Source organism: Pantoea sp. JZ29, assembly GCF_035190385.1.
Lineage (GTDB): Bacteria > Pseudomonadota > Gammaproteobacteria > Enterobacterales > Enterobacteriaceae > Pantoea > Pantoea stewartii.
On sequence record NZ_CP045241.1, the window covers coordinates 61399 to 85791 of the forward strand.

22 protein-coding genes are annotated in these 24393 nt (G+C 52.8%); 5 read left to right on the plus strand and 17 right to left on the minus strand.

Annotated elements, in window-relative coordinates:
- Positions 1 to 24 precede the first annotated feature (24 nt).
- The 15 genes from atpD to ravA form a co-directional block, all read right to left on the minus strand.
- A complete protein-coding gene (gene atpD / locus GC090_RS00295) occupies positions 25 to 1422 on the minus strand; it encodes a F0F1 ATP synthase subunit beta (RefSeq protein ID WP_006121202.1) in 1398 nt (465 codons plus the stop codon).
- Positions 1423 to 1452: 30 nt separating this feature from the next.
- A complete protein-coding gene (gene atpG, locus GC090_RS00300) occupies positions 1453 to 2319 on the minus strand; it encodes a F0F1 ATP synthase subunit gamma (protein WP_006121201.1) in 867 nt (288 codons plus the stop codon).
- Positions 2320 to 2371: 52 nt separating this feature from the next.
- Entirely contained in the window at positions 2372 to 3913 is a 1542-nt protein-coding gene (atpA, locus tag GC090_RS00305) for a F0F1 ATP synthase subunit alpha (RefSeq protein WP_028725331.1), read from the minus strand.
- Between the two features lie 14 nt (positions 3914 to 3927).
- Positions 3928 to 4461: a F0F1 ATP synthase subunit delta gene (atpH, locus tag GC090_RS00310; RefSeq protein ID WP_006121199.1), complete on the minus strand. Its 534-nt coding sequence runs from the start codon at positions 4459 to 4461 to the stop codon at positions 3928 to 3930.
- Between the two features lie 14 nt (positions 4462 to 4475).
- On the minus strand, positions 4476 to 4946 hold the full coding sequence (gene atpF, locus GC090_RS00315; protein WP_013023933.1) for a F0F1 ATP synthase subunit B: 471 nt from the start codon (positions 4944 to 4946) through the stop codon (positions 4476 to 4478).
- A gap of 102 nt (positions 4947 to 5048) precedes the next feature.
- The gene (gene atpE, locus GC090_RS00320; protein WP_003849523.1) at positions 5049 to 5288 is read right to left on the minus strand and encodes a F0F1 ATP synthase subunit C; all 240 of its coding nucleotides are present in this window, start codon (positions 5286 to 5288) and stop codon (positions 5049 to 5051) included.
- Between the two features lie 48 nt (positions 5289 to 5336).
- The gene (atpB, locus tag GC090_RS00325) at positions 5337 to 6155 is read right to left on the minus strand and encodes a F0F1 ATP synthase subunit A (protein WP_033737226.1); all 819 of its coding nucleotides are present in this window, start codon (positions 6153 to 6155) and stop codon (positions 5337 to 5339) included.
- 8 nt (positions 6156 to 6163) lie between these two features.
- Positions 6164 to 6547: a F0F1 ATP synthase subunit I gene (gene atpI / locus GC090_RS00330; protein ID WP_006121196.1), complete on the minus strand. Its 384-nt coding sequence runs from the start codon at positions 6545 to 6547 to the stop codon at positions 6164 to 6166.
- Between the two features lie 689 nt (positions 6548 to 7236).
- A complete protein-coding gene (gene rsmG, locus GC090_RS00335) occupies positions 7237 to 7854 on the minus strand; it encodes a 16S rRNA (guanine(527)-N(7))-methyltransferase RsmG (protein WP_006121195.1) in 618 nt (205 codons plus the stop codon).
- Positions 7855 to 7901: 47 nt separating this feature from the next.
- The gene (gene mnmG / locus GC090_RS00340; protein WP_033737220.1) at positions 7902 to 9791 is read right to left on the minus strand and encodes a tRNA uridine-5-carboxymethylaminomethyl(34) synthesis enzyme MnmG; all 1890 of its coding nucleotides are present in this window, start codon (positions 9789 to 9791) and stop codon (positions 7902 to 7904) included.
- 431 nt (positions 9792 to 10222) lie between these two features.
- Positions 10223 to 10663 carry an FMN-binding protein MioC gene (gene mioC / locus GC090_RS00345; protein ID WP_033737219.1) on the minus strand — a complete coding sequence of 147 codons (441 nt, stop codon included), beginning with the start codon at positions 10661 to 10663 and terminating at the stop codon, positions 10223 to 10225.
- Positions 10664 to 10817: 154 nt separating this feature from the next.
- Entirely contained in the window at positions 10818 to 11279 is a 462-nt protein-coding gene (gene asnC / locus GC090_RS00350) for a transcriptional regulator AsnC (protein ID WP_006121192.1), read from the minus strand.
- A gap of 103 nt (positions 11280 to 11382) precedes the next feature.
- Positions 11383 to 13521: a 5-histidylcysteine sulfoxide synthase gene (gene ovoA, locus GC090_RS00355; RefSeq protein ID WP_058701550.1), complete on the minus strand. Its 2139-nt coding sequence runs from the start codon at positions 13519 to 13521 to the stop codon at positions 11383 to 11385.
- 74 nt (positions 13522 to 13595) lie between these two features.
- Entirely contained in the window at positions 13596 to 15056 is a 1461-nt protein-coding gene (gene viaA / locus GC090_RS00360) for an ATPase RavA stimulator ViaA (RefSeq protein WP_033737214.1), read from the minus strand.
- The gene (gene ravA / locus GC090_RS00365; RefSeq protein ID WP_039339253.1) at positions 15053 to 16549 is read right to left on the minus strand and encodes an ATPase RavA; all 1497 of its coding nucleotides are present in this window, start codon (positions 16547 to 16549) and stop codon (positions 15053 to 15055) included. Before ravA ends, viaA begins: the two co-directional genes overlap by 4 nt.
- A gap of 271 nt (positions 16550 to 16820) precedes the next feature.
- Between ravA and kup the strand changes: the two genes are divergently transcribed.
- Entirely contained in the window at positions 16821 to 18689 is a 1869-nt protein-coding gene (gene kup, locus GC090_RS00370; RefSeq protein WP_006121188.1) for a low affinity potassium transporter Kup, read from the plus strand.
- 31 nt (positions 18690 to 18720) lie between these two features.
- Here the strand turns inward: kup and qseC are convergent, their stop codons facing one another.
- Positions 18721 to 20061 carry a quorum sensing histidine kinase QseC gene (gene qseC / locus GC090_RS00375; RefSeq protein WP_324020674.1) on the minus strand — a complete coding sequence of 447 codons (1341 nt, stop codon included), beginning with the start codon at positions 20059 to 20061 and terminating at the stop codon, positions 18721 to 18723.
- Entirely contained in the window at positions 20049 to 20720 is a 672-nt protein-coding gene (gene qseB, locus GC090_RS00380; RefSeq protein ID WP_006121187.1) for a quorum sensing response regulator transcription factor QseB, read from the minus strand. The genes qseC and qseB overlap by 13 nt, the downstream gene beginning before the upstream one ends.
- 160 nt (positions 20721 to 20880) lie before the next feature.
- Here qseB and GC090_RS00385 point away from each other — a divergent pair, with 160 nt between their 5' ends.
- The 4 genes from GC090_RS00385 to rbsC all read left to right on the plus strand — a co-directional run bounded on the left by GC090_RS00385 (position 20881) and on the right by rbsC (position 24368).
- Positions 20881 to 21282 carry a YgiW/YdeI family stress tolerance OB fold protein gene (locus GC090_RS00385; protein ID WP_006121186.1) on the plus strand — a complete coding sequence of 134 codons (402 nt, stop codon included), beginning with the start codon at positions 20881 to 20883 and terminating at the stop codon, positions 21280 to 21282.
- Positions 21283 to 21464: 182 nt separating this feature from the next.
- Complete coding sequence (gene rbsD, locus GC090_RS00390) at positions 21465 to 21884, plus strand: D-ribose pyranase (RefSeq protein WP_006121185.1); 420 nt, start codon at positions 21465 to 21467, stop codon at positions 21882 to 21884.
- Positions 21885 to 21891: 7 nt separating this feature from the next.
- The gene (gene rbsA / locus GC090_RS00395) at positions 21892 to 23400 is read left to right on the plus strand and encodes a ribose ABC transporter ATP-binding protein RbsA (protein WP_033737209.1); all 1509 of its coding nucleotides are present in this window, start codon (positions 21892 to 21894) and stop codon (positions 23398 to 23400) included.
- Positions 23397 to 24368 (plus strand): ribose ABC transporter permease, encoded by a 972-nt coding sequence (rbsC, locus tag GC090_RS00400; RefSeq protein WP_006121183.1) that lies wholly within the window; start codon positions 23397 to 23399, stop codon positions 24366 to 24368. The genes rbsA and rbsC overlap by 4 nt, the downstream gene beginning before the upstream one ends.
- The last annotated feature ends 25 nt before the right edge of the window (positions 24369 to 24393 follow it).

The following is a 24393-nucleotide window of genomic DNA, read 5'->3' on the forward strand; positions in this document are numbered from 1 at the left end:
AATTTTCCTCCTGGGAAACCGTTATTACAGTTTCTTCGCTTTTTCGACCGCTTCTTCGATGGCACCAACCATGTAGAAGGCCTGCTCTGGCAGGTGGTCAAATTCACCTTCCATGATGCCTTTAAAGCCACGGATGGTGTCTTTCAGCGTCACGTATTTACCTGGAGAACCGGTGAACACTTCTGCTACGAAGAACGGCTGAGACAGGAAGCGCTGAATCTTACGCGCACGTGCCACCAGCAGTTTGTCTTCTTCAGACAGTTCGTCCATACCCAGGATGGCGATAATGTCTTTCAGTTCCTGATAACGCTGCAGCAGTGACTGTACGCCACGTGCAACATCGTAGTGCTCCTGACCCACAACCAGTGGATCCAGCTGACGGCTGGTTGAGTCCAGCGGATCAACGGCTGGGTAGATACCCAGAGAGGCGATCTGACGGCTCAGGGTGACTGTTGAGTCTAAGTGAGCAAAGGTAGTTGCCGGTGACGGGTCAGTCAGGTCATCCGCAGGGACGTAAACGGCCTGTACGGAGGTGATTGAACCGGTTTTGGTGGAGGTAATACGCTCCTGCAACACACCCATCTCTTCTGCCAGCGTTGGCTGATAACCTACCGCAGATGGCATACGACCCAGCAGTGCAGAGACTTCTGTACCGGCCAGGGTATAACGGTAGATGTTGTCGATGAACAGCAGAACGTCACGGCCTTCATCACGGAATTTCTCCGCCATGGTCAGACCGGTCAGTGCAACGCGCAGACGGTTACCCGGCGGCTCGTTCATCTGGCCATACACCAGCGCAACTTTGTCGATAACGTTGGAGTCAGTCATTTCGTGGTAGAAGTCGTTACCCTCACGAGTACGCTCACCTACGCCGGCAAATACCGAGTAACCTGAGTGCTCAGCCGCAATGTTACGGATCAGCTCCATCATGTTTACGGTTTTACCCACACCCGCACCACCGAACAGACCGACTTTACCGCCCTTCGCGAACGGACACATCAGGTCGATAACCTTGATGCCGGTTTCCAGCAGTTCCTGCGAGTTAGACTGCTCTTCATAAGAAGGCGCAGGGCGGTGAATAGAGGAAACCTCTACTGCACTGCCATCTTCTTCTTTCAGGTCGCCTTTCATGTCGATAGGCTCGCCCAGCACGTTCATGATACGGCCGAGGGTTGCTTTACCAACCGGTACCTGGATCGGTTTTTTCAGGTCGGCAACTTCCAGACCGCGCTTCAGGCCGTCAGAAGTACCCATGGCGATAGTACGCACTACGCCACCACCCAGCTGCTGCTGAACTTCCAGCACCAGACGAGCATCACCATTCTTAACCTCAAGAGCGCTGTACACTTGCGGTACTGCATCCTGAGGGAATTCGACGTCAACTACGGCGCCGATAATCTGGACAATCTTTCCAGCTGCCATCTTGAATCCTCTACCTAATTCCAAACCTGGTTAAACCGCGGAGGCTCCCGAGACGATCTCGGTAAGTTCCTGGGTGATGCTGGCCTGACGAGCTTTGTTGTAAACCAACTGCAGCTCTTTGATCAGATTTCCGCCGTTATCGGTTGCAGCTTTCATTGCCACCATACGTGCGGCCTGCTCACTGGCCAGGTTTTCCACCACACCCTGATAAACCTGCGATTCGACATAGCGACGCAGCAGCGTATCCAGCAGCGCTTTCGGATCGGGCTCGTACAGGTAATCCCAGGTCTTCGCCTTCATCTCTTCTTCACCTTCCGCTGGCGGTAACGGCAGCAGTTGGGTAATGGTCGGAGTCTGAGACATGGTGTTGTTGAACTTGTTGTTAACAATGTACAGCTTGTCGATACGGCCTTCATCGTAGGCCTGCAACATCACTTTTACCGGGCCAATAAGATCAGACAGCGCAGGCTTATCGCCCATGCCAGTGACCTGTGCCACTACATTGCCACCAACAGCGCCGAAGAATGACACGCCTTTCGATCCCACAATGGCCAGATCGCTCTGTACGCCTTTGTCGGACCAGGCCTTCATCTCTGCCAGCAATTTTTTGAACAGGTTAACGTTCAAACCACCACAAAGCCCGCGGTCAGTCGAAACGACCAGGTAGCCGACGCGCTTAACGTCGCGCTCATCCAGGTAAGGGTGCTTGTATTCCAGATTGCCTAACGCAAGGTGACCAATCACTTTGCGCATGGTATCTGCATACGGACGGCTGGCCGCCATGCGTTCCTGCGTTTTACGCATTTTGGAGGCGGCGACCATTTCCATCGCTTTGGTGATCTTCTGCGTATTTTTTACGCTTCCAATCTTGGTACGTATTTCTTTTGCGCCGGCCATTAGCTTCTCCTCAAAGCCTTGCGGCCTGCCTTTTCAGACAAGCCGCCAGACATTACCAGGACTGGGTTGCTTTAAACGTCTCAAGGAGGCCTTTCAGCTTCTCTTCGATGTCGTTATTGAAGTTACCAGACTGGTTGATTTCAGCCATCAGCTCGGCGTGATCGCGATCTGCGAACGCCAGCAGAGCCGCTTCGAAGCTACCAATTTTTGCCAGCTCAACGTCGTTCAGATAGCCGCGTTCCGCTGCGAAAAGAACCAGACCCTGTTGCGCGACAGACATCGGCGCATACTGTTTCTGCTTCAGCAGCTCGGTCACTTTCTGACCGTGGCTCAGCTGTTTACGGGTTGCATCGTCCAGATCAGACGCAAACTGGGAGAATGCAGCCAGTTCACGGTACTGTGCCAGCGCGGTACGAATACCACCGGACAGTTTCTTGATGATCTTGGTCTGAGCAGCACCACCTACACGGGATACAGAGATACCCGGGTTAACAGCCGGACGGATACCGGAGTTGAACAGGTTAGATTCCAGGAAGATCTGACCATCAGTAATCGAGATTACGTTGGTCGGAACGAACGCAGAAACGTCACCCGCCTGAGTTTCGATGATAGGCAGTGCGGTCAGAGAACCGGTCTGGCCTTTTACTTCACCATTGGTGAAGCGCTCAACGTAGTCAGCGCTAACGCGTGATGCACGCTCCAGCAGGCGAGAGTGGAGATAGAACACGTCGCCCGGGAATGCTTCACGACCTGGTGGACGGCGCAGCAGCAGAGAAATCTGACGGTATGCAACAGCCTGCTTAGACAGATCATCGTATACGATCAGCGCATCTTCACCGCGGTCACGGAAGTATTCGCCCATGGCGCAACCCGCATACGGAGCCAGGTACTGCAGTGCAGCAGACTCAGATGCAGAAGCCACAACAACGATGGTGTTAGACAGCGCACCGTGTTCTTCCAGTTTACGTACCACGTTAGAAATGGTTGACGCTTTCTGACCAATCGCAACGTAGACACACTTGATGCCTGAATCACGCTGGTTGATGATGGCGTCGATTGCCATCGCGGTTTTACCGGTCTGACGGTCACCGATGATCAGCTCACGCTGGCCACGGCCGATTGGAATCATCGCATCGACAGATTTGTAACCCGTCTGAACAGGCTGGTCTACGGACTGACGATCGATAACACCGGGTGCAATCACTTCGACTGGCGAGAAGCCGTCGTTGTCGATTGCGCCTTTACCGTCGATAGGTGCACCCAGGGTGTTCACCACGCGGCCCAGCAGGCCACGGCCAACCGGTACTTCCAGAATACGGCCAGTACACTTGACCTTCATGCCTTCGGCCAGGTCAGCATACGGACCCATCACCACGGCACCTACAGAGTCACGCTCGAGGTTCAGGGCGATAGCGTAACGGTTTCCCGGCAGGGAAATCATCTCACCCTGCATTACATCGGCCAGGCCGTGTACGCGGATGATACCGTCACTTACAGAAACAATAGTACCTTCATTGTGAGCTTCGCTCACGACATTGAACTGAGCAATGCGCTGCTTGATCAGTTCGCTGATTTCGGTGGAATTCAGTTGCATATGCTCCAGTCCCCTTAAGACTGCAAGACGTCTGCCAGACGGTCAAGACGGCCGCGTACGCTGCCATCAATCACCAGATCACCCGAACGGATGATCACGCCTGCCATCACAGACTTATCAATTTTGCAATTCAGCTTAACTTTGCGTGACAGACGTTTTTCCATCGCGGCGCTGATTTTAGTCAGCTGGTCGTCACTCAGCGTGCTGGCAGAAATGACATCCACTTCGGCCGTCGCTTCATACGCGTCCCGAAGTTGAATGAATTGCGCCAGTACAGCTGGAAGCGCTGTCAAACGTCCGTTTTCCGCCATCACCTTAATCAGGTTCTGCGCGGGTTCATCCAGTTGATCACCACAGACTGCGTTAAACGAGGCAGCCAACGCTTCAGGTGCTAACGCACCGGAAAGCAGGTCAGCCATCTGTTCATTGGCAGCCACTTCTGCGGCAAACGCCAGCATCTTTTGCCAGCGTTCAATACTTTGATGCTCAACAGCAAAGTCAAAAGCTGCTTTGGCGTAGGGGCGAGCTACAGTAATCAGATCAGACATCAGCCCCTCCCTCCTTACAGTTCAGCGACCAGTTTATCAACGATGTCGCTGTTAGCAGCTTCATCCACGGAACGTTCGATGATCTTCTCGGCGCCAGCCATTGCCAGCAACGCGACTTGCTTACGCAGTTCTTCACGTGCACGTTTACGCTCGGCGTCAATTTCAGCCTGCGCTTGTGCCACGATGCGAGTACGTTCGTTATCAGCTTCAGTCTTGGCTTCGTCCAGAATCTGCGTGCGACGCTTGTTCGCCTGCTCGATAATGACCTGAGCTTCCTCTTTCGCTTTTTTCAGCTGGTCGGTCGCATTAGCCTGCGCGAGATCCAAATCTTTCTTCGCGCGTTCAGCAGAAGCAAGGCCTTCAGCAATTTCTTTCTGGCGCTTTTCGATGGCAGCCATAATCGGCGGCCATACGTACTTCATGCAGAACGCGACAAACAGGATGAACGCGATGGCCTGGCCGAGGATTGTTGCATTAATGTTCACAGCACAATGCCTCTAATTAAGTAGTAAACTTTTCTGCCGCTATCAGTGATAAACGGCAGAATCCGTTCACGCCTGCGCCGGGCGCAGAGTGAACACAGGGCTTTAGGCGACAGCAAACATCACGTAGAGGCCCAGACCAACAGCGATCATTGGGATTGCATCCACCAGACCCATTACAACAAAGAACTGCGTGCGCAGCAGAGGAATCAGGTCAGGCTGACGAGCAGCGCCTTCCAGGAATTTTCCTCCGAGGATGCCGATACCGATCGCAGCACCGATTGCCGCCAGTCCCATCATCACAGCGGCAGCCATGTACAGCAGATCCATATTCAGGTTTTCCATGACAGTCTCCAGTTTGTTTCAGTTAAACGCGTATTGTTGAGAAAAAAATCAATGTTCTTCAGATGCCATCGACAGATAGACAATCGTGAGGACCATGAAGATGAAAGCCTGTAGCGAAATGATCAGGATGTGGAAAATGGCCCACGGCACATTCAGAACCCACTGTGACCACCACGGCAACAGACCGGCAATAAGGATAAAGATCAGTTCACCCGCATACATGTTACCGAACAGTCGCAGACCGAGAGAAACCGGTTTGGACAGCAGGCTAACACCTTCCAGAATCAGGTTGATGGGGATAAAGATCGGGTGATTAAAAGGCTGCAGCGTCAGCTCTTTCGTGAAGCCGCCAATGCCTTTCATTTTGATGCTGTAGAACAGAATCAAAATAAAGACGCCCAACGCCATAGATAACGTGATGTTCACGTCTGCGGACGGCACAACGCGAAGCGCTGGCAGACCTAACCAATGCTCACCGATATACGGCAGCAGATCGATTGGCAGCAGATCCATGAAGTTCATCAGGAAGACCCAGACAAAAATTGTCAGAGCCAGCGGGGCGATAAGTTTACTTTTACCGTGATACATGTCGCGCACGTTGCTATCAACGAAACCGACAACCAGCTCGATAGCCGCCTGCATTTTCCCTGGCACACCGCTGGTGACGCTTTTCGCCACGCTACGGAACAACACCAGGAAGATAACTCCCAGCACCAGAGAGAAAAACATGGAATCGATATTTAATACCCAGAACGTCGCGGGAGCGTCGTGAGCATTCACTAACTCGAAGGTACGCAGGTCCAACTGAAGATGAGTCAGGTGGTGACCAATGTACTCTTGCGGAGTAGAGATTTCTCCTGCAGCCATGATGCCTCTTACCCTTTGTTGTTAATTACCGCCGGTGCCAACATCTGTACGACCAGCACCGATAACCAGGCTACTCCGACCGGCCAAAAGACCGCATCGAATACACCCAACGCCACAATGAGCAAAATAATGGTCGCGAACACTTTGGCTATTTCACCCAAAGCAAAGCTCCATGCGACGCGCCCCGATGCCGGGGTTTGCCCTTGCAGGCGCCAGGCTATAAACAAGAACAACACGTTCGGCAGCCAGGCTGCCACGCCGCCAGCAAGTGCAGAGGCGCCCCAGGTCATATCTTTCAGGGCAAAAAAGAGAACACCGACGATGACAATGGTCACTAACTGAATCATCAGCACCGTTCGGGCGTATTTTACACTGTAAAGAGACACTGACATGACGCTGATACTCTCCTGCCCCTTTAGGGGTATGTCGCGTGTCGTATAAGACTGCCTTTGTGCATTTGAGTCAAGTAGCAAAAGCCGTGCAAATTATACGGGCCGCACCTGTGATTTCAATCGTTAAGTAACGAAAAGGTGAACAATTATCTAAATTTCTTTCCGAAGGACTATTTTTCCAAAGATAGAGAGCAGGTCGTTACGAATTACACGCCGAAAAGTTCGGTCGTCATGCTGTTTTAAAGCGTGCTTTAGATCACATAATAAGCATTCGCACCGTAGCAGGTTTTATCGTCCTGTAATTACCTGAGCTAAGAATCAATAAATAAACCCTTTATGGACAGTTACTTAAAAAGAATTACCGCCTCATTTTTTCGTAATGGCGATAAAAAGGGTCTATTGACATCGAAGACGGGTTCAGAATCGTAAAATGCTTATTCCCCGTGACCACATTTCATTGCCGTTTAACCGGATAATGGGTGATTCACACCTGGAAAATTCCAGGAATGCGTGATTATTTTGATAAAAAGTTGTGAAGTAAAAGTTAAATGTGAAAAAGTTTTTCAGATAATTTCCGCGTGGGTATTTAACATTGCGAGGTGAAATAACCGATGAGACAAATGTCGCCCTACCGCATCTTTGGTAACACATGCACCATGCCTCGTCGTCGCGCACGGTGCAAACTTCAGCTATTCACGTCCGATAATGACCAGGTGACGTTCACCCTCAAGCTGGGGTACCCGCAATGCAACCACGCTATCAAGCGCATAGCCCGCAGGCAGGTTGGCAATTTCATCATCAGGCCGTACGCCTTTAAGAGCATAAAAGTGGCCGTCTTCCGCCGGTAAGTGGTGGCACCAGCTCACCATATCGTCCAGGGAGGCAAAGGCACGGCTGATGACGCCGTCAAATGGCGGCTCTGCAGGAAAGTCCTCTACCCTGCTCTGCACTGGCGTGATATTGGTCAAACCGAGTTCATGCTGGACCTGCCGTAAAAAACGCACACGCTTACCGAGGCTGTCCAGTAAAGTGAAATGCGCATCAGGCATGACGATGGACAGAGGAATACCAGGTAAGCCCGGCCCTGTCCCGACATCGATAAAGCGGGCACCTTTAAGATGCGGCGCAACCACAATGCTGTCCAGAATATGGCGCACCAGCATCTGCTGGGGATCCCGTACGGACGTCAGATTGTAGGCTTTATTCCATTTATCCAGCAGCCCGACGTAGGCTACCAGTTGCTGTTTTTGTTGATCGGTAAGAGAAATGTTTGCCGCTTGCAGCAGCGAAGTGAGTTTGTTGATCACAGCATCAGTCCAGTCAGCGGGGGCGGGTAAGCCCGCCCCGGTTCAGATCAGGCGCTTTTGCGCAACAGACCTTGTTTTTTCAGGTAAATAAGTAAAATCGAAATTGCCGCAGGCGTAATGCCTGAAATGCGTGACGCCTGACCAATTGACGTGGGTTTATGATCGTTCAGCTTGGCGATAACTTCATTGGACAGACCGCTGACCTGACGATAATCCAGCGTCGCAGGCAGTAATGTATTTTCGTTACGCAGCTGACGTTCAATCTCTTCCTGCTGGCGCGCAATATAACCTTCGTATTTCACCTGGATTTCGACCTGCTCAGCAGCCTGCTCATCGGTTAACGCCGGGCCAAATGCTTCCAGCGTCATCAGTTTCAGGTAGGTCATTTCAGGACGACGGAGCAAATCTTCACCGCTGGCTTCTTTCGTCAACGGTGCGCTGGTTACGGTATTCACGTCGGCGATGTTTGCGGATTTAGGATGGACCCAAATATCACGCAGTCGCTGACGCTCCTGCTCGATCGCTTCCAGCTTCTGGTTAAAGCGCGCCCAGCGCGCATCGTCCACCAGACCGAGTTCGCGACCCGTTTCCGTCAGACGCAAATCGGCGTTGTCTTCACGCAGCATCAAACGGTATTCAGCACGCGAGGTAAACATGCGATACGGTTCTTTGGTGCCGAGCGTACAAAGATCGTCCACCAGCACGCCCAGATAGGCCTGGTCACGACGTGGCGCCCAGCTTTCCTTATCAGCAGACTGTCTTGCCGCATTCAGGCCTGCCAGCAAGCCCTGGGCCGCCGCTTCTTCGTAACCGGTGGTGCCGTTGATCTGGCCAGCAAAGAACAGACCGGCAATAAATTTGCTTTCCAGCGTGGGTTTCAGATCACGTGGGTCGAAAAAATCATACTCAATGGCATAGCCCGGGCGCACGATTTTTGCATTTTCCATACCCTGCATAGAACGTACGATCTGCATCTGCACATCGAATGGCAGGCTGGTGGAGATACCGTTCGGGTAGATCTCGTTGCTGGTCAGCCCTTCAGGCTCAAGGAAAATCTGATGCGAATTGCGATCGGCAAAGCGCATGACTTTGTCTTCAATCGAAGGGCAATAGCGTGGGCCGATCCCTTCGATGATCCCGGCATACATGGGGCTACGATCGAGGTTATTGCGGATCACATCATGCGTTTTTTCATTGGTATAGGTGATCCAGCACGGAACCTGCTGAGGATGCTGTGACGCGCTTCCCATGAACGAAAACACAGGCATGGGGTTGTCGCCATGCTGCGGCGATAACACGCTGAAGTCGATGCTACGTGCGTCAATACGCGGCGGAGTGCCAGTTTTCAGACGATTAACACGTAAGGGTAACGCACGCAGACGTTTCGCCAGCGGGATAGAAGGGGGATCACCCGCGCGTCCACCGCTGTAGTTATCCAGCCCGATATGAATTTTCCCGTCAAGGAACGTGCCCACGGTTAACACAACGGTTTTGGCACGGAACTTCAGGCCCATTTGCGTCACAGCACCGACGACACGATCGTTTTCAACGATGAGATCATCGACGGCCTGCTGGAAGATCATCAGGTTGGGCTGATTCTCCAGTGCTGTACGCACAGCCTGACGGTAAAGCACGCGGTCGGCCTGCGCACGCGTTGCCCGAACAGCAGGGCCTTTACTGGCGTTTAGTATCCTAAACTGAATGCCGGCCTGGTCGATCGCGCTGGCCATCAAACCGCCTAAGGCATCCACTTCCTTTACCAAATGTCCTTTGCCGATACCACCGATCGCCGGATTGCAGGACATTTGTCCCAGCGTATCAATGTTATGGGTCAGTAACAGGGTTTGCTGACCCATTCGGGCTGCTGCCATGGCAGCTTCCGTGCCCGCATGACCACCACCAATAACGATGACGTCAAAAGGATCTTGATAAAACATGAAGTGGTACCTCGTTGATGAATAGTCAGAGATCGTTCTCTCTGGGCGGTGGATTCTACTGAAATTATGGCTGAGGCGAAAGCAGCGGGATCGTCAGGTTTAAAAGATAAGATCTTTATTCTTTATATGATCTCTCTGTTAGATCTCTTATTAGGAGCGCCATGCCTTGTGGATATCTGCGGAAACCTCAAAGGAAACAAGTTGGTAGCGAGGATCGATACCTGTGAATGATCGGTGATCCCGATCCGTATAAGCTGGGATCAAAACAGGTCCTTATCCACAGCTCAGAAAGTAAACTACGGTTGTTCTTTGGATAACTACCGGTTATACGCAGAAAAGCAGGGTAGTTATCCACAAAACAAACAGCAGGATCCGACGAAAAACAATATTATCTGCTGGGGATCGTCATTATTTCACGATCCCACACCCGCTCAGATCGCGGATTTCCAGGTCATCACCCATTCTTCAGCCGGATCTTCAGGGATCTCATGTTCGAGAATGTCGATTTCCAGTCGTTCACCGATACGCTGCGCGCCGCAGGCAATCAGCAGAGCATCAATATTGCGGATGGCGCCACAAAACAGATCGTACTCATGATTGCCAATGCCAACAGCCCCAAAACGGACGGCAGACAGATCGGGACGGCTTTCATTAATAGCATCATAAAAAGGTTGCAGATTGTCAGGTAACTCACCGGCGCCGTGGGTTGAACTTACCACCAGCCAGATGCCTTCCTGCGGCACCTCTTCCAGCTCAGGGCCATGCAGCATCTGCGTAGAGAAGCCCGCTTCCTGCAGTTTTTCTTCGAGATGTTCGGCAACATATTCGGCGCTGCCTAAGGTGCTGCCACTGATTAACGTAATGTCGGCCATCGTGCTCTCCTGAGGTGAAGCCGGTATTGTACGCTGTGATCAAGCAGTGATCCACCTGTGGAAAACAAGGTTATTAGTTTAGATAAACCCGATACAGCCGTTGTCAGACGGCTGATCGTCAAAGGATAAGATTGTGCACAAGCCAGTGGAAAGATCAGGGCTTGATGGTTCGCATAATTGGATTTTGCAGTGAGATCAGTGTCTCAGTGGACTGGATTTCGTCGATGGTCTGGATCTTATTGATTAATACCTGCTGCAGGGCATCGATAGAACGACACATGACTTTAATGAAAATACTGTAGTGCCCGGTGGTGTACCAGGCTTCCACGACCTCATCCAGGGCTTCAAGCTTGCTGAGGGCTGCCGGGTAATCACGGGCGCTTTTCAGGATAATGCCGATAAAACAGCAGACATCAAAACCCAGCTGACGCGGGTCGATCTCGACCCGCGTGCCCAGAATGATGCCCGCCTGCTTCATCTTTTCGACGCGTACATGAATCGTTCCCGGACTGACATTGAACTGTTTGGCCAGCTCGGCGTAGGCGGTTCGCGCATTTTCCAGCAGGGCATTCAGAATGCCCCGGTCCAGATTATCCAGCTGCAGATGGTCAGGCATTGTCATCCTCGTTATCGTTTTTCTTCAATGAACTGAGGAGAATGTGCAGCAAAATAACGGCCCTGGCAACCAACGGACAGCGGCACGTGCCGCTGCCCACGGGTTAACGCTTACGCCAGAGCGTGACCTGGGCAAGCGTGTGCTGGAACTTACGGGCGGTTTCACGAATCACAAACGGCACGTCCTGTGGCGAACCGATTTGCTCAAAGTCTGCCGCCAGCAGGCGTTGTAGCGCCTGTAAGGTCGTCAGCGCTTCGCCATTTTCCCTTACCCCGCCCAACCAGTTTTCCTTCGGCGTAAACTCTTCAAGCCAGGTGTATGGCGATGACAGAACCAGAAGGCCACCCGAGCGGATCATGGGGGTGACATCATGAAGGAACCGGGCCGGCTGGCGCAGGCGATCAATCAGATTTGATGCCAGGACCAGATCGTAACGTGTAGGCTGGGGTTTCATATTACAGGCATCACCCTGGATAAACTGAATACGCTTTGCCTGTTCGCTGGTAACAGAAAAGTCCTTAAGCCTTACCTGACGATACTCAACCAACTCGCCTTCTTCCGGCACGACATAACGGAAATCCTCACCCGTGGTCAGCTGTAACGCGACATCAATAAAGCGTGCCGAGTAATCCATGCCGGTCACATGCGCAAAGTGACGAGCCAGCTCAAAGCTCGCGCGGCCCGTCGCGCAGCCGATATCCAGTGCCTCTCCGCGGTTCTTACAGTGCGGCAGCGCCAGTGTGACCAGCGCTTCTGCATAGTTATCAACGCCGAAATACCGTGGGCCGTATTGGAAATCGAGATATTGTGAAACCATGCTGTCGGTTTCATAAGGGTTCAGCGCCATGGTTTCCTGATGGGAAGAAACGACATAGCGGAAGCCGGCATGCTGGAAAAAGTGGCGACGGAAGGCATAACGTGACGATTTAATGGCTTCATTGCCAGTCGATATCCAACTGCCACCTTTAATAAGTGAATGCTTACCATCAAAGGTAGGTGTCGAGAAATCATCGTAAAGGGGATGAACTTTGAAGCCCTCAAAGCCATTGGTTGGCGTAGTCGTCCACTGCCAGACGTTCCCCACGATGTCAAAGAACTCACCCTGTGGGAAGCGATCAACAGGACAGGATGAAGCCCAGTAGGCCAGGTTTATGTTGCCCGGCGCCTGATCCCAGTCTGGCTGGTCGCCTTCAACCTGTTCACGCAACTGGTACCATTCTGCTTCGCAAGGCAACTGCACAGATTTTCCGGTTTCCTCGGCTTTCCAGCGGCAAAACGCGGCCGCTTCCAACTGATTCACCTCAGCAGGCCAGTCCCATGGCATTGCCACTTCTTCGCACATCAAACGCAGTTTTAGCTGATCGGGCATCGCGGCGTTGCCGACCCAGAAGGTCGGCATTGTCGCCCTGGCAAACTTACGCCAGCCCAGCCCTTCTTCATCCCACCAGCGATCGTTCTGGTAACCGCCCGCTTCGATAAAGGTATAAAACTCGGCATTACTGACCAGCATTTTGCTGGCTTTAAACGGTTTCAGCTCGGTCTGCTGCGTGCCGTATTCGTTGTCCCAGCCGTAGGTGTCATCGGTTTTACCCAGCGTAATCAGTCCGCCTGGCTGAGAAACCAGGCTGTTTGTCGGGACGGACTGGCGATCGTGACGCGCTTCGCTGCAGACCGGCCATTGTGGTTGAGGTTTTACCCATTCAACCGGTAACTGCCGAATCAGTACGCTGGATGTTTCAAGATGAATACGTTCATGCTCAATGCCCATCAAAATAACCCAGGCCGGACTGTCCCAGCTAACAGGCAATTCCAGCGGCATCGTTTCAATAAACTGCGTCACCAGTGCTTTCACACTGCCGCGATAATCGCGTACAGCTTCCACTGAAGGCCAGTCATAGTGACTGTCATTAAGATCATCCCAGCTCATTTCATCGACGCCTATTGCCAGCATCGCTTCGATGCGATCGTCAATACGTGAGTCGATGTAGCGGCCTGCCATGAGCTTGTTTATATAAAAGGTGGCGGTGTGGCCGAAATAGAAGATCAGCGGATGACGCAGCGGTATCGCTTTTGTAAACCAGGCGCGTTGATCGTTGAGGCAGGTAAACAGATCCTCGTACAGCGCCCAGGTCTGGTTGAAATAAGCCAGGAGCTCGGCACGTTTTTGTTCGACGTTTTGGCCAGAGAGCAGCAATGTTCGGGTTGGGGCTGGCAAATCATGATGGTGTTGAACAGCGTTCACAGGGCACTCCAGATTGCTGAATAAGTAATTGCAGATATTTACTATAAAGCAAAATGGAATTTCTGCCGTAGGGCTTAACGGCGCCAGTGACGCAATAAACGGCTTTTTATGCCGGTATCAAAACGCCAGATATGGTCAAAGATACGCATGATGCCGGGTTTTCCGTGCGCAGACATGGCGACAGCGTGAAAGCGTTGCTGCTGCTGTTGCTGGCGATGTTTAACGCTGCGCACAACCTCATCTGGCAGGCGTTGCGCGATAAAATCAGACACGATGACGGCATCCGCATCCTGCCATTGCGGCCCTTCCATGCGGGCAATGACGGCGGAAAGGCAGGCTGCCAGGTCGGTGCCACCGCGAAAACGCTGGCTGAGAAAACGAATGGCCTGCTCCAGTCCGTCATCGCCCGTTAATTCGTAACCAATTACGTCATGCGCGAATAACATGATGTAACAGCGCCGCCGATCGGCCAGCGCAATCTTGAGAAGGGCCAGGCAAAAGGCTTTTGCACATCGCTCATTGAAACCGCCCATCGAGCCGGACGTATCGACACAAACGATAAAGGGGCCACGTGGCTGTTCTTCATGCTGCTGGTGGCTGACCGGACGCTGAGTGATCTTTTCGTGCCAGGCGTCACCCTGAAGTTTGTAAGTAAGTAATCGCTTCTCTACCAGGCGTCGGTAAAACTCAAGTTCCAGTTCACTGACGCTTAATGCCGCAAGCTCGGGCGGTAATAAACGCAGCACATCATCGCTCTGATGAATACCGCTGACTTCTTCCGGCACGGCATCCGGTTCGCGTACCAGATGATGGAATGTTTCCAGCGGGGCATCCTGTGAAGGCACCGACTTTGCTTCCCGGCTGCGGCCCAGTTGCTGAGCCAGCTTCATTAATTCAGGCTGCTGCGCAAGAAAATCCCCATATTGCAGCATCAACTGGTAATCGCCGTGCTGGAGCGGGGCTTTGCCCATATCCCACAAGCGTCCGGCTGCGGCTTCGTCATCATCCGCCAGTACCGGCGCCAGCTGCCCGCTCAGTGCCATACGTTGCTGCAACTCTGCCATCAGACGTTCACGCTGCTGCTCAAGGAGTTGTTCATTCAGCGTGAGCGTTTGCAGTGTGAGGCTGAGCCGCCAGCGTTGCAGGAATAAGGTATGTTGTGCGGTGCTGAGATTACCGGGATCGTTATGCAGCAGCAGCCGTCGAGCTTCCTCTAAGAAAGGGGACGTCAGGCGTTCGAGGTGAGCAAGCGTTTCATCAAGCTGCTGGCTAAATTCACGATCGCTGAGTAACTGAATACGCTGAAACAGCTGAAATTCTTCCGCCAGCATGTCGGGAACGGGCGTGGCTTTGAGTTCGGCGTCAATCTCGGCTTTCCAGCGAGGGACATCACGTAGCAGCGCCTTCTTCATACCGGGGAATTTTTCAAAGAACAGCGCCAGCTGTGGAGACGCGAGTAAGGCCAGAATAAGCTCTTCAATCAGGTCCGTTTCGCCGATTGACAGCAATGTACTCAGCGTCTCCAGTGAGATCATTTACGCGCCTGTTTGAGCTGTTCCGCCACATCCTGCAGGCTGGTTTCGACGCGTGCCAGCCAGTCATCGCTGATAAACAGGCAACGTTGCTGCTGGCTGAAAAGGTGACGCTGTTGACGCAACTGGCCGTCAAGTTCATCCAGCGCGTCGCTGATTTCCTGCGGCAAGGCATCGGCGCTGCTGGCACCCGGCAATGTCAGCCTGGCGGTTTGCAAACTGACGTCGCGTATCGCCAGGCAGTGCTGCGCATCCACCAGCAAATCCAGCGTCTGCGCAAAACCGATGCCATTTAATTTACCGCGCACATCACCACCTTTTTGCAGCCAGTGATCCAGCGCTTCGCGCTCGATCACCAAATGCGTCACCTGCATGTCGTGCAGCACCAGGGGTTTCTGCAACATCAGGGTTAACTGTGCCTCGGTAAAGCTTTCGGGCAAATCGTAATGGGGTTTACGGCTAAACATACCGCTGTGCTTTTCCAGCGTGATCGCGGCAGCGACGCTTTGCTGCTGTTGCAACGCCAGCCGGCGCGCTTTGAGCTGCTGGAGTTTCAGCAGTATCGTTTGCTGTTGCCAGGCGTGCTGCGTCATCAACTGATCGATTTCACTGTCCAGAATTTTCATCGACGCGATGTCGTGCCACAGGCAGTCCTTAAGCAGGATCAGATCGAGGGGCGCTATCGCATTGCGGCCACTGTAAAAAGCGCTGGCCTGCAACAGGTGAATGGCTTTTTTCCAGCGGCGATCGGAAATGTAGGGTGCCTCTGGTAGCTTCTCCAGGTGCTGACGTAGCTGGTATATCAGTTCAAAGACATTATCCGGCAACGCAACCTGACTGATGCCTTGCTGCCATTGCACATATTCTTCGTCACTGATGCGCAGCGACTCGGCTACCGGATTGTCATTTTCATCCTGCTGGTGGGTCAGCATGCTGCGGAAGTTTTGTTTTTCATGCACGTTGTCCAGCCACAGGCGGATCAACATACGGTCATACAGGGCTTCCAGTCCGCTGTCGGCTTCCGGTAACTCATTCGAGGCGGTGACCAGCAGGCGCATCGGAATTTTTTCTTCGCTATCGCCATTACGAAAGCGGCGTTCGTTGATGGCGGTGAGCAGCGTATTCAGGATGGCCGGGCCGGCTTTCCAGATCTCATCCAGAAAAACGATTTCAGCGTCCGGTAAATAACCTTTGGTCAGCCTCTGATAACGGCCTTCATCTTTCAATGCCTGGATGGAAAGGGGACCAAAGACTTCTTCCGGTGTGGAGAAGCGGGTCATCAAATATTCAAAGGCACGGGCATGTTGAAAGGCGCATTTCAGTCGGCGGGCAATCAGGCTTTTTGCAATACCTGGCGGGCCAAGTAAAAAAACGCTTTCGCCGCTAAGTGCGGCCAGCAAACAAAGGCGAATGGCATGATGTCGCTCATACAAACCTTTTTCTAACGCATTGCTGAGACGAGAAATTCTTTCTGCCAAAAGATGGGGTTGAGCCATAATCACATCTATGTCCTTACGATCGTCGAGCCGCAGCGTTTTAGCGAACGCAATACTCTATAGGGTATGATGCGCGAAAGCGTTAATCGATGTCAGCTTTTTTGTTTCAGAAGGTTCGATAGCGCGGCTTTTAATGTTAATAAGAACGCAAGAAATCAGGGGATGACCGCCTGTAACCCTGACGGCGGAGTATAAATTTTCGTGAATACGTGCATACTGTGCGCTTTTTGATGGCTTGAGCGCCTCTCAGAATCTAACAAAAGATCATTTTATGAGCTCTGATAATAAGCACTCACTAGGCGGATTAACGCTGGCGGCTATTGGGGTCGTCTATGGCGATATCGGTACCAGCCCGCTTTATACCTTACGCGAATGTCTTTCGGGACAGTTTGGTTTTGGCGTTGAACGGGATGCCGTCTTTGGCTTTCTTTCGCTGATTTTCTGGCTGCTGGTGCTGGTGGTCTCGTTGAAATACATCAGCTACGTTATGCGTGCTGATAATGCCGGAGAAGGCGGTATTCTGACGCTGATGTCGTTGGCGGGCCGACATACGGGCGGGCGCATAACGGCAACGCTGGTAATTATGGGACTGATTGGCGGCAGCTTCTTCTATGGCGAAGTGGTGATTACGCCAGCCGTCTCCGTGCTGTCAGCGATTGAAGGGCTGGAAATCGCCGCGCCCAACCTGGACAGCTATATTGTTCCGCTGGCGATCACCGTGCTTACGCTGCTGTTTATTATCCAGAAACACGGTACAGGGATTGTCGGTAAACTGTTTGCGCCGGTCATGCTGCTGTGGTTTATCGTGCTGGCAATACTGGGCGCACGAAGCATTGCCAACAATCCTGAGGTACTCCAGGCGTTGAATCCTTACTGGGCGCTGCACTTCTTTGTGGAATATAAATCGGTGTCCTTCTTTGCGCTTGGCGCCGTTGTGCTGGCGATTACGGGCGTTGAAGCGCTGTATGCAGACATGGGGCACTTCGGTAAGTTTCCTATTCGCCTGGCGTGGTTTGTGGTGGTGCTGCCGTCGCTGGTGCTCAACTATTTTGGTCAGGGCGCGCTGTTGCTGAAACACCCGGAAGCGATCAAAAACCCGTTTTTCCTGCTGGCACCCGACTGGGCGCTTGTCCCCATGTTGATTCTGGCAACGTTAGCCACCGTCATCGCCTCGCAGGCGGTTATTTCCGGCGTATTCTCGTTAACCCGCCAGGCCGTGCGTCTCGGCTATCTGCCGCCCATGCGCATTGTTCATACCTCAGAAAAAGAGTCAGGCCAGATCTATATCCCAATCATTAACTGGCTGCTCTATTTCTCTGTGGTGATTGTGATTATTGGTTTTGAGCATTCGAGTAATCTCGCTGCGGCATACGGGATTGCGGTCACGGGCACAATGGTGCTGACCTCTGTGCTTTGCGCGACCGTCGCGATAATGAACTGGCACTGGAATCGCTATCTGGTTGGACTGATTTTGATTGCCATGCTGTGCATTGACGTATCCCTGTTCTCGGCCAACCTGATCAAGATTTTTTCCGGTGGCTGGCTGCCGCTGACTCTGGCATTGATGATGTTTATCGTGATGACGACATGGAAGAGTGAACGCTTCCGTTTGCTGCGTCGTATGCATGAACACGGCAACTCTCTGGAGGCAATGATTGCTTCTCTGGAAAAATCGCCGCCTGTGCGCGTGCCCGGAACGGCGGTTTATATGTCACGCGCACTAAATGTGATCCCTTTTGCCATGCTGCATAACCTCAAGCACAATAAGGTGCTGCACGAACGCGTGGTGTTATTAACACTGCGCACAGAAGACGCGCCCTATGTGCATAACGTCAGACGCGTGACTATCGAACAGTTGTCGCCGACCTTCTGGCGTGTGGTAGCCAGTTACGGCTGGCGTGAAACGCCAAACGTAGAGGAGATTTTCCATCGTTGTGGGCTGGAGGGACTGAACTGCCGCATGATGGAGACCTCATTCTTTATGTCTCATGAGTCGCTGATCATCGGCAAACGGCCATGGTATCTGCGACTGCGCGGCAAGCTGTTCATGACGCTACAGCGCAATGCGCTACGTGCGCCAGACCAGTTTGAGATTCCGCCCAACCGGGTGATTGAACTGGGTACCCAGGTCGAGATTTAACAGCGTGCGCCTGCCTGTCAGGCGCTTTTTTTTACCAGCTCAGGCTGACGCACAGCCCGCCTTCCGGAAGCTGACTGAAGTGCAGCGTCATGCCATGTAACTGGGCAATATTGCGCACAATGGATAAACCTAATCCACTGCCGCTTTTCTCCTGCCCTGGCGGACGCCAGAAACGCTCACCCAGTCGTTGTAGCGCGTCGGGTGATAAACGGTTGCCGTTATCTTCCACTCGCAATCTTCCTGACTGAAGAATCAGATCTACGTTGCTGCCTGGCGGTGTATAACGAATGGCGTTATCAAGCAGATTCCTTATCAGCAAAGACAGCAGCAAGGGATGTCCCGAAATGACCGGATCGGCTTCAGCATTGAAGCGCAACCGGATATTACTTTTCTCTGCCAGCGGCAGCTGTGAGGCCAGGGTTTCCTGCGCCACTTTCTTCAGCATGACAGGCTGGAACGCGTTACGGACATCCTCTGCTTCAATACGCGACAGCGTCAGTAACTGATCCACCAGACGTGTCGCCCGGACAATGCCCGCATCCAACTGCTGAAGTGCATGCGTGCGCATTGCCTCGTCATCGGCGGCCAGTTGGATGACCTCGCTTTGTACCTGCAGGGCCGCCAGCGGACTGCGTAATTCGTGTGCCGCATCGGACGTGAAGCGGCGTTCCCGCTGCACCATCGTATGAATTCGACCAAACAGCCCATTCAGCGCGTCAATGACCGGGCGCACCTCTTTCGGCACGCGGTCAGCCTGTAAAGGCGCATCATCATCAGGTGCGCGTTGAGCCAGTTGCTGGCTGAGCTTTTTTAGCGGGCGGAGTTCATACCAGACCAGGCTCGTTAACATCAGCGGCATAAAGGGGAGTGAAATCAGCCAGGGCAGCGTGCTGGTCTTCACGATATCGTTGGCCATGTCATCCCGGTATTCCCATTCCTGACCCACCACTACGCGGTAGCGTTGATCGGGCGTGGTCAGCCAGACTAACCGCCAGGGATCGTCATCGTCCCTGAGCTGACCATTCAGAAAGCCCTGATGATCGGCATTAAAGAGAAGATCTTTGCCGTTATCGCCATCGTTGAGGACCGGTTTTCCATCACGCGTAAAGACGGCAAAGGCCAGCGCATCATCATCCTGTTCGCCCCGGTTATGGGGCAGTATTTTTTTACTCCTGGGAAGCGAGGTTTCGTTCACTGAGGTGAAATTCAGCGTCAGCAGGCGCTTTGCAAGTAACAGTTGCTGCGTATCAAACAGCTCATTGATCGTTTCGCGCGTCTGGTAGCGAGCGCTCAGCGTGGCCGCTCCCCAGCAGATGCCGAGTATCAACATCAGGCCAATGCCCAGACGCAGGAATAAGCTCATCGATCGCATTCGCTTTCCCCCAGCGTATAGCCCACGCCGTGAATCGTGCGAATAAAGCGTTGGCCTAATTTCCTGCGCAGATGATGAATATGCACCTCCACCGCATTACTCGAAACCTCGGTATCCCAGGTGTAAAGTTTTTCTTCTAACTGGCTGCGCGTCAGCACGCGCCCCGGGTTACGCATAAACAGTTCCAGCAGCGCCATCTCGCGGCTTTTTAGTTCAACGCTGGCCCCGTTTTGTACCACGCTGAGGTTACCGGGGATCAATACGACATCGCCGTGACGCAGTTCGGGTTGCAGTTGCCCGTGGCGTCGTCGAATCAGTGCCTGTAAACGCGCGGCGACTTCGGTCAGCGCAAAGGGTTTGCACAGATAATCGTCCGCGCCCATCTGTAATCCTTCAACCCGTTGGTCGAGTGCATCGCGCGCCGTCAGAATGAGTACCGGGACATCGTAGCCCTGCTGACGCCACTGACGCAGAATGTCCAGCCCGTCACGCTCCGGCAGGGACAAATCAAGCACAACCGCATCCCACGGGGCGGCATTCAGGGCCTGAAATCCGGCCTCGCCTGAGACAAACCAGTCGACGCTAAACCCCAGCTTGCTGAGTCCAGCCTTAATGCCGTCGCCGATCAGGCGATCGTCCTCAATCAGTAAAATGCGCATCGTCTCTCCCTTTTAATAAGCGATTTATACGAAGCGAAATGGCGGTTGTACAGCGAGTCTGGCTAAAAAAAGAGGATATTTTCCCCTTAAGATCCTGTTAAGAACTGTGTGGTTTACTGCTTTCACTGAAAGAACGGATTCACAGACAAGAGGTGACGAAATGAAAAAGTATGCTGCACTTATCGCTGTAACACTGTTAGCGTCTGCGCCTGTACTGGCGGCACAACAAGGCGGTTTTGTTGACCCGAATGCGCCTGCACCGGCAGCACACACGCAGCAGGGTGGTTTTCACGCCGATCACACCAGCGTCGTGACGGTGAAGCAGGCTGAAGCGATGAAAGATGACAGCTGGATTACCGTAAGGGGCCAGCTTGAAAAACAAACGGGTAACGAAGATTATTTGTTCCGCGATGAAAGCGGCACAATGACGGTCGAGATCGACCATAAACGCTGGAATGGCGTCACGGTTTCGCCGAAAGATCGGGTTGAGCTGACAGGTGAACTGGATAAAGACTTCAACAGCATTGAACTGGATGTGAAACAGGTTAAGAAGCTTCCTTAATCTCCCGTGACCGGACCGTATTGACGGTCCGGTTTTCCTTTCAGAACAGTCCCTAACTCAAATTCCCTCCGGCAATATCGAAACGTTTCGATAGCGATCACAAATTTCTTCTCCAGTGGTTGAATTGTAACCTTCTTTTTATACACTCCAGAAAGCGAAACGTTTCGCTCTGGAGTGGAAAAATGAAAAAAGGTCGCCTGTTAAACGCTGAACTCTCTTACGTTATCGCCCGCCTGGGCCATACAGATACGTTGACGATCGCTGATGCGGGGTTGCCCATTCCGGCAGAAACGCAGCGTATCGATCTGGCACTGATACCGGGTACGCCAGGCTTCATGCAGGTGGTGGAAGCGGTAACGCATGAGATGCAGGTGGAAAGCGCCTTTATCGCGGAAGAAATTAAGCAACACAATCCGCAGCTCCATAGCGAACTGATCGCCGTGCTCGACGCATTGCAACAGCACCAGGGAAATCGCATTACCATCCGCTACATCAGTCATGAACAGTTTAAACAACAAACACAACGTAGCCAGGCGGTCATTCGCAGCGGAGAGTGCTCTCCGTATGCGAATGTCATCCTGAGTGCCGGTGTGACCTTCTGAGGCCGTTATGCAACCGTTACTGCAGCTCAAAGGCATCGAAAAAGCGTTTCCGGGCGTGAAAGCATTAAATGGCGCGTCGCTGTCCGTCTGGGCAGGGCGCGTTATGGCATTAGTCGGTGAGAATGGCGCCGGCAAGTCCACCATGATGAAGGTGCTGACCGGGATTTATACCCGTGATGCCGGATCACTGCAGTGGCTGGGCGAAGAAACCACCTTCAGTGGACCGAAAGCCTCGCAGGAAGCCGGTATCGGCATTATCCATCAGGAGCTCAACCTGATCCCGCAGTTGACTGTGGCAGAAAACATCTTTCTTGGGCGTGAATTCGTTAATGGTTTTGGTCGCATTAACTGGAAGCGGATGTATGCCGAGGCGGATGCGCTCCTGAAACGCCTGAATCTGCGTTTTAGCAGTCACAAGCTGGTGGGCGATTTATCCATCGGCGATCAACAAATGGTCGAAATTGCCAAGGTTCTGAGCTTTGAATCGAAAGTCATCATTATGGATGAGCCCACGGATGCGCTGACGGATACTGAAACATTGTCCTTGTTCCGGGTGATCAATGAACTGAAGGCGCAAGGATGCGGCATCGTTTATATCTCTCATCGCATGAAAGAAATTTTTGAGATTTGTGATGACGTGACGGTCTTCCGTGACGGGCAATTTATTGCAGAGCGTCCGGTCGCCGAGATGAGCGAAGAGAGCCTGATCGAAATGATGGTGGGGCGCAAATTAGAAGATCAGTATCCCCATCTGGATGAGGCGCCCGGCGAAATTCGTCTTAAGGTTCAGAACCTCAGCGGCCCTGGCGTGGATGACGTCAGCTTTACCTTACGTAAAGGCGAAATTCTCGGCGTATCGGGCCTGATGGGCGCAGGCCGGACAGAGTTAATGAAAATTTTGTATGGTGCCTTGCCCCGTACCGGGGGGCAGGTCTGGCTGAGTGGACGTGAAGTCGTGATCCGTTCTCCTCAGGATGGCCTGGCTAACGGCATCGTTTATATCTCCGAAGATCGCAAGCGCGATGGCCTGGTGTTAGGCATGTCAGTCAAAGAAAACATGTCGCTTACCGCCTTACGCTATTTCAGTCACCCGGCTGGCAGACTGCGCCATGCGGAAGAGCAGCTCGCTGTAAAAGATTTCATTCGCTTATTTAACGTGAAAACGCCGTCGATGGAGCAGCCGATTGGCCTGCTATCGGGCGGGAATCAGCAGAAGGTGGCGATAGCCCGTGGATTGATGACGCGCCCTAACGTGTTGATTCTTGACGAACCGACGCGCGGCGTGGACGTCGGGGCCAAAAAAGAGATCTATCAGCTGATTAATCAGTTCAAAGCTGAAGGGCTGAGCATCATCCTGGTGTCGTCAGAAATGCCAGAGGTGCTGGGCATGAGTGACCGTATTGTCGTGATGCATGAAGGCCGTTTAAGCGGCGAATTTAGCCGTGAAGAAGCTACCCAGGAAAGCCTGATGGCAGCAGCCGTCGGTAAGCAACACAGTGAGGATTTAGTTGTATGACCACCCAAACCGTTCCATCTAACCGTCGCTGGTTCAGCAAAGCCTGGCTACTTGAGCAAAAATCGCTGATTGCGCTGATTGTGTTGATTGCTGTGGTGGCGAGCCAGAGCCCGAATTTCTTTACTGTGGCCAACCTGTTCAACATTCTTCAGCAGACATCGGTCAATGCCATCATGGCTGTGGGAATGACCCTGGTCATTTTAACGTCCGGCATCGATCTTTCCGTCGGCTCGCTGCTGGCGCTGACGGGCGCGGTGGCCGCCTCGCTGGTAGGCATGGAGGTGAATGCCTTTGTTGCCGTTGCAGCCTCCCTGGTGCTGGGCGCGGCGATTGGTGCGGTCACGGGAACCATCGTGGCGAGGGGCAAGGTGCAGGCGTTTATCGCTACGCTGGTCATGATGTTACTGCTGCGCGGCGTCACCATGGTTTATACCAACGGCAGTCCGGTCAATACGGGGTTTAACGATAATGCCGATCTGTTTGGCTGGATTGGTATTGGTCGTCCGCTGGGTATTCCAACCCCGGTCTGGCTGATGGCGCTGGTGTTTGTCGCCGCCTGGTACATGCTGCATCACACGCGCCTGGGTCGCTATATTTATGCGTTGGGCGGTAATGAGGCGGCCACGCGTCTCTCCGGCATCAACGTTAACCGTGTGAAAGTTATTGTTTACTCACTGTCTGGCATGCTGGCCGCGCTGGCGGGATCGATTGAAGTGGCGCGTCTGTCTTCTGCCCAGCCAACAGCGGGTACAGGCTATGAACTGGACGCTATCGCGGCTGTCGTGCTGGGCGGAACGAGTCTGGCAGGCGGTAAAGGCCGCGTCGTTGGCACCTTAATTGGCGCATTAATCCTTGGCTTTTTAAACAATGGATTAAATCTGATGGGTGTATCTTCCTACTACCAGATGATCGTCAAAGCAGTCGTTATTCTGCTGGCGGTGCTGGTGGATAATAAAAGCAGCAAATAACTCAGACTCTTATACAGGATAAAAT

Bases quoted from the DNA above. Each gene is read 5' to 3' on its own strand.
- atpD (WP_006121202.1), bottom strand. From the start codon at position 1,422: ATGGCAGCTGGAAAGATTGTCCAGATTATCGGCGCCGTAGTTGACGTC.
- atpG (WP_006121201.1), bottom strand. From the start codon at position 2,319: ATGGCCGGCGCAAAAGAAATACGTACCAAGATTGGAAGCGTAAAAAAT.
- atpA (WP_028725331.1), bottom strand. From the start codon at position 3,913: ATGCAACTGAATTCCACCGAAATCAGCGAACTGATCAAGCAGCGCATT.
- atpH (WP_006121199.1), bottom strand. From the start codon at position 4,461: ATGTCTGATCTGATTACTGTAGCTCGCCCCTACGCCAAAGCAGCTTTT.
- atpE (WP_003849523.1), bottom strand. From the start codon at position 5,288: ATGGAAAACCTGAATATGGATCTGCTGTACATGGCTGCCGCTGTGATG.
- atpB (WP_033737226.1), bottom strand. From the start codon at position 6,155: ATGGCTGCAGGAGAAATCTCTACTCCGCAAGAGTACATTGGTCACCAC.
- atpI (WP_006121196.1), bottom strand. From the start codon at position 6,547: ATGTCAGTGTCTCTTTACAGTGTAAAATACGCCCGAACGGTGCTGATG.
- mnmG (WP_033737220.1), bottom strand. From the start codon at position 9,791: ATGTTTTATCAAGATCCTTTTGACGTCATCGTTATTGGTGGTGGTCAT.
- mioC (WP_033737219.1), bottom strand. From the start codon at position 10,663: ATGGCCGACATTACGTTAATCAGTGGCAGCACCTTAGGCAGCGCCGAA.
- asnC (WP_006121192.1), bottom strand. From the start codon at position 11,279: ATGCCTGACCATCTGCAGCTGGATAATCTGGACCGGGGCATTCTGAAT.
- viaA (WP_033737214.1), bottom strand. From the start codon at position 15,056: ATGATCTCACTGGAGACGCTGAGTACATTGCTGTCAATCGGCGAAACG.
- ravA (WP_039339253.1), bottom strand. From the start codon at position 16,549: ATGGCTCAACCCCATCTTTTGGCAGAAAGAATTTCTCGTCTCAGCAAT.
- kup (WP_006121188.1), top strand. From the start codon at position 16,821: ATGAGCTCTGATAATAAGCACTCACTAGGCGGATTAACGCTGGCGGCT.
- qseC (WP_324020674.1), bottom strand. From the start codon at position 20,061: ATGCGATCGATGAGCTTATTCCTGCGTCTGGGCATTGGCCTGATGTTG.
- qseB (WP_006121187.1), bottom strand. From the start codon at position 20,720: ATGCGCATTTTACTGATTGAGGACGATCGCCTGATCGGCGACGGCATT.
- GC090_RS00385 (WP_006121186.1), top strand. From the start codon at position 20,881: ATGAAAAAGTATGCTGCACTTATCGCTGTAACACTGTTAGCGTCTGCG.
- rbsD (WP_006121185.1), top strand. From the start codon at position 21,465: ATGAAAAAAGGTCGCCTGTTAAACGCTGAACTCTCTTACGTTATCGCC.
- rbsA (WP_033737209.1), top strand. From the start codon at position 21,892: ATGCAACCGTTACTGCAGCTCAAAGGCATCGAAAAAGCGTTTCCGGGC.
- rbsC (WP_006121183.1), top strand. From the start codon at position 23,397: ATGACCACCCAAACCGTTCCATCTAACCGTCGCTGGTTCAGCAAAGCC.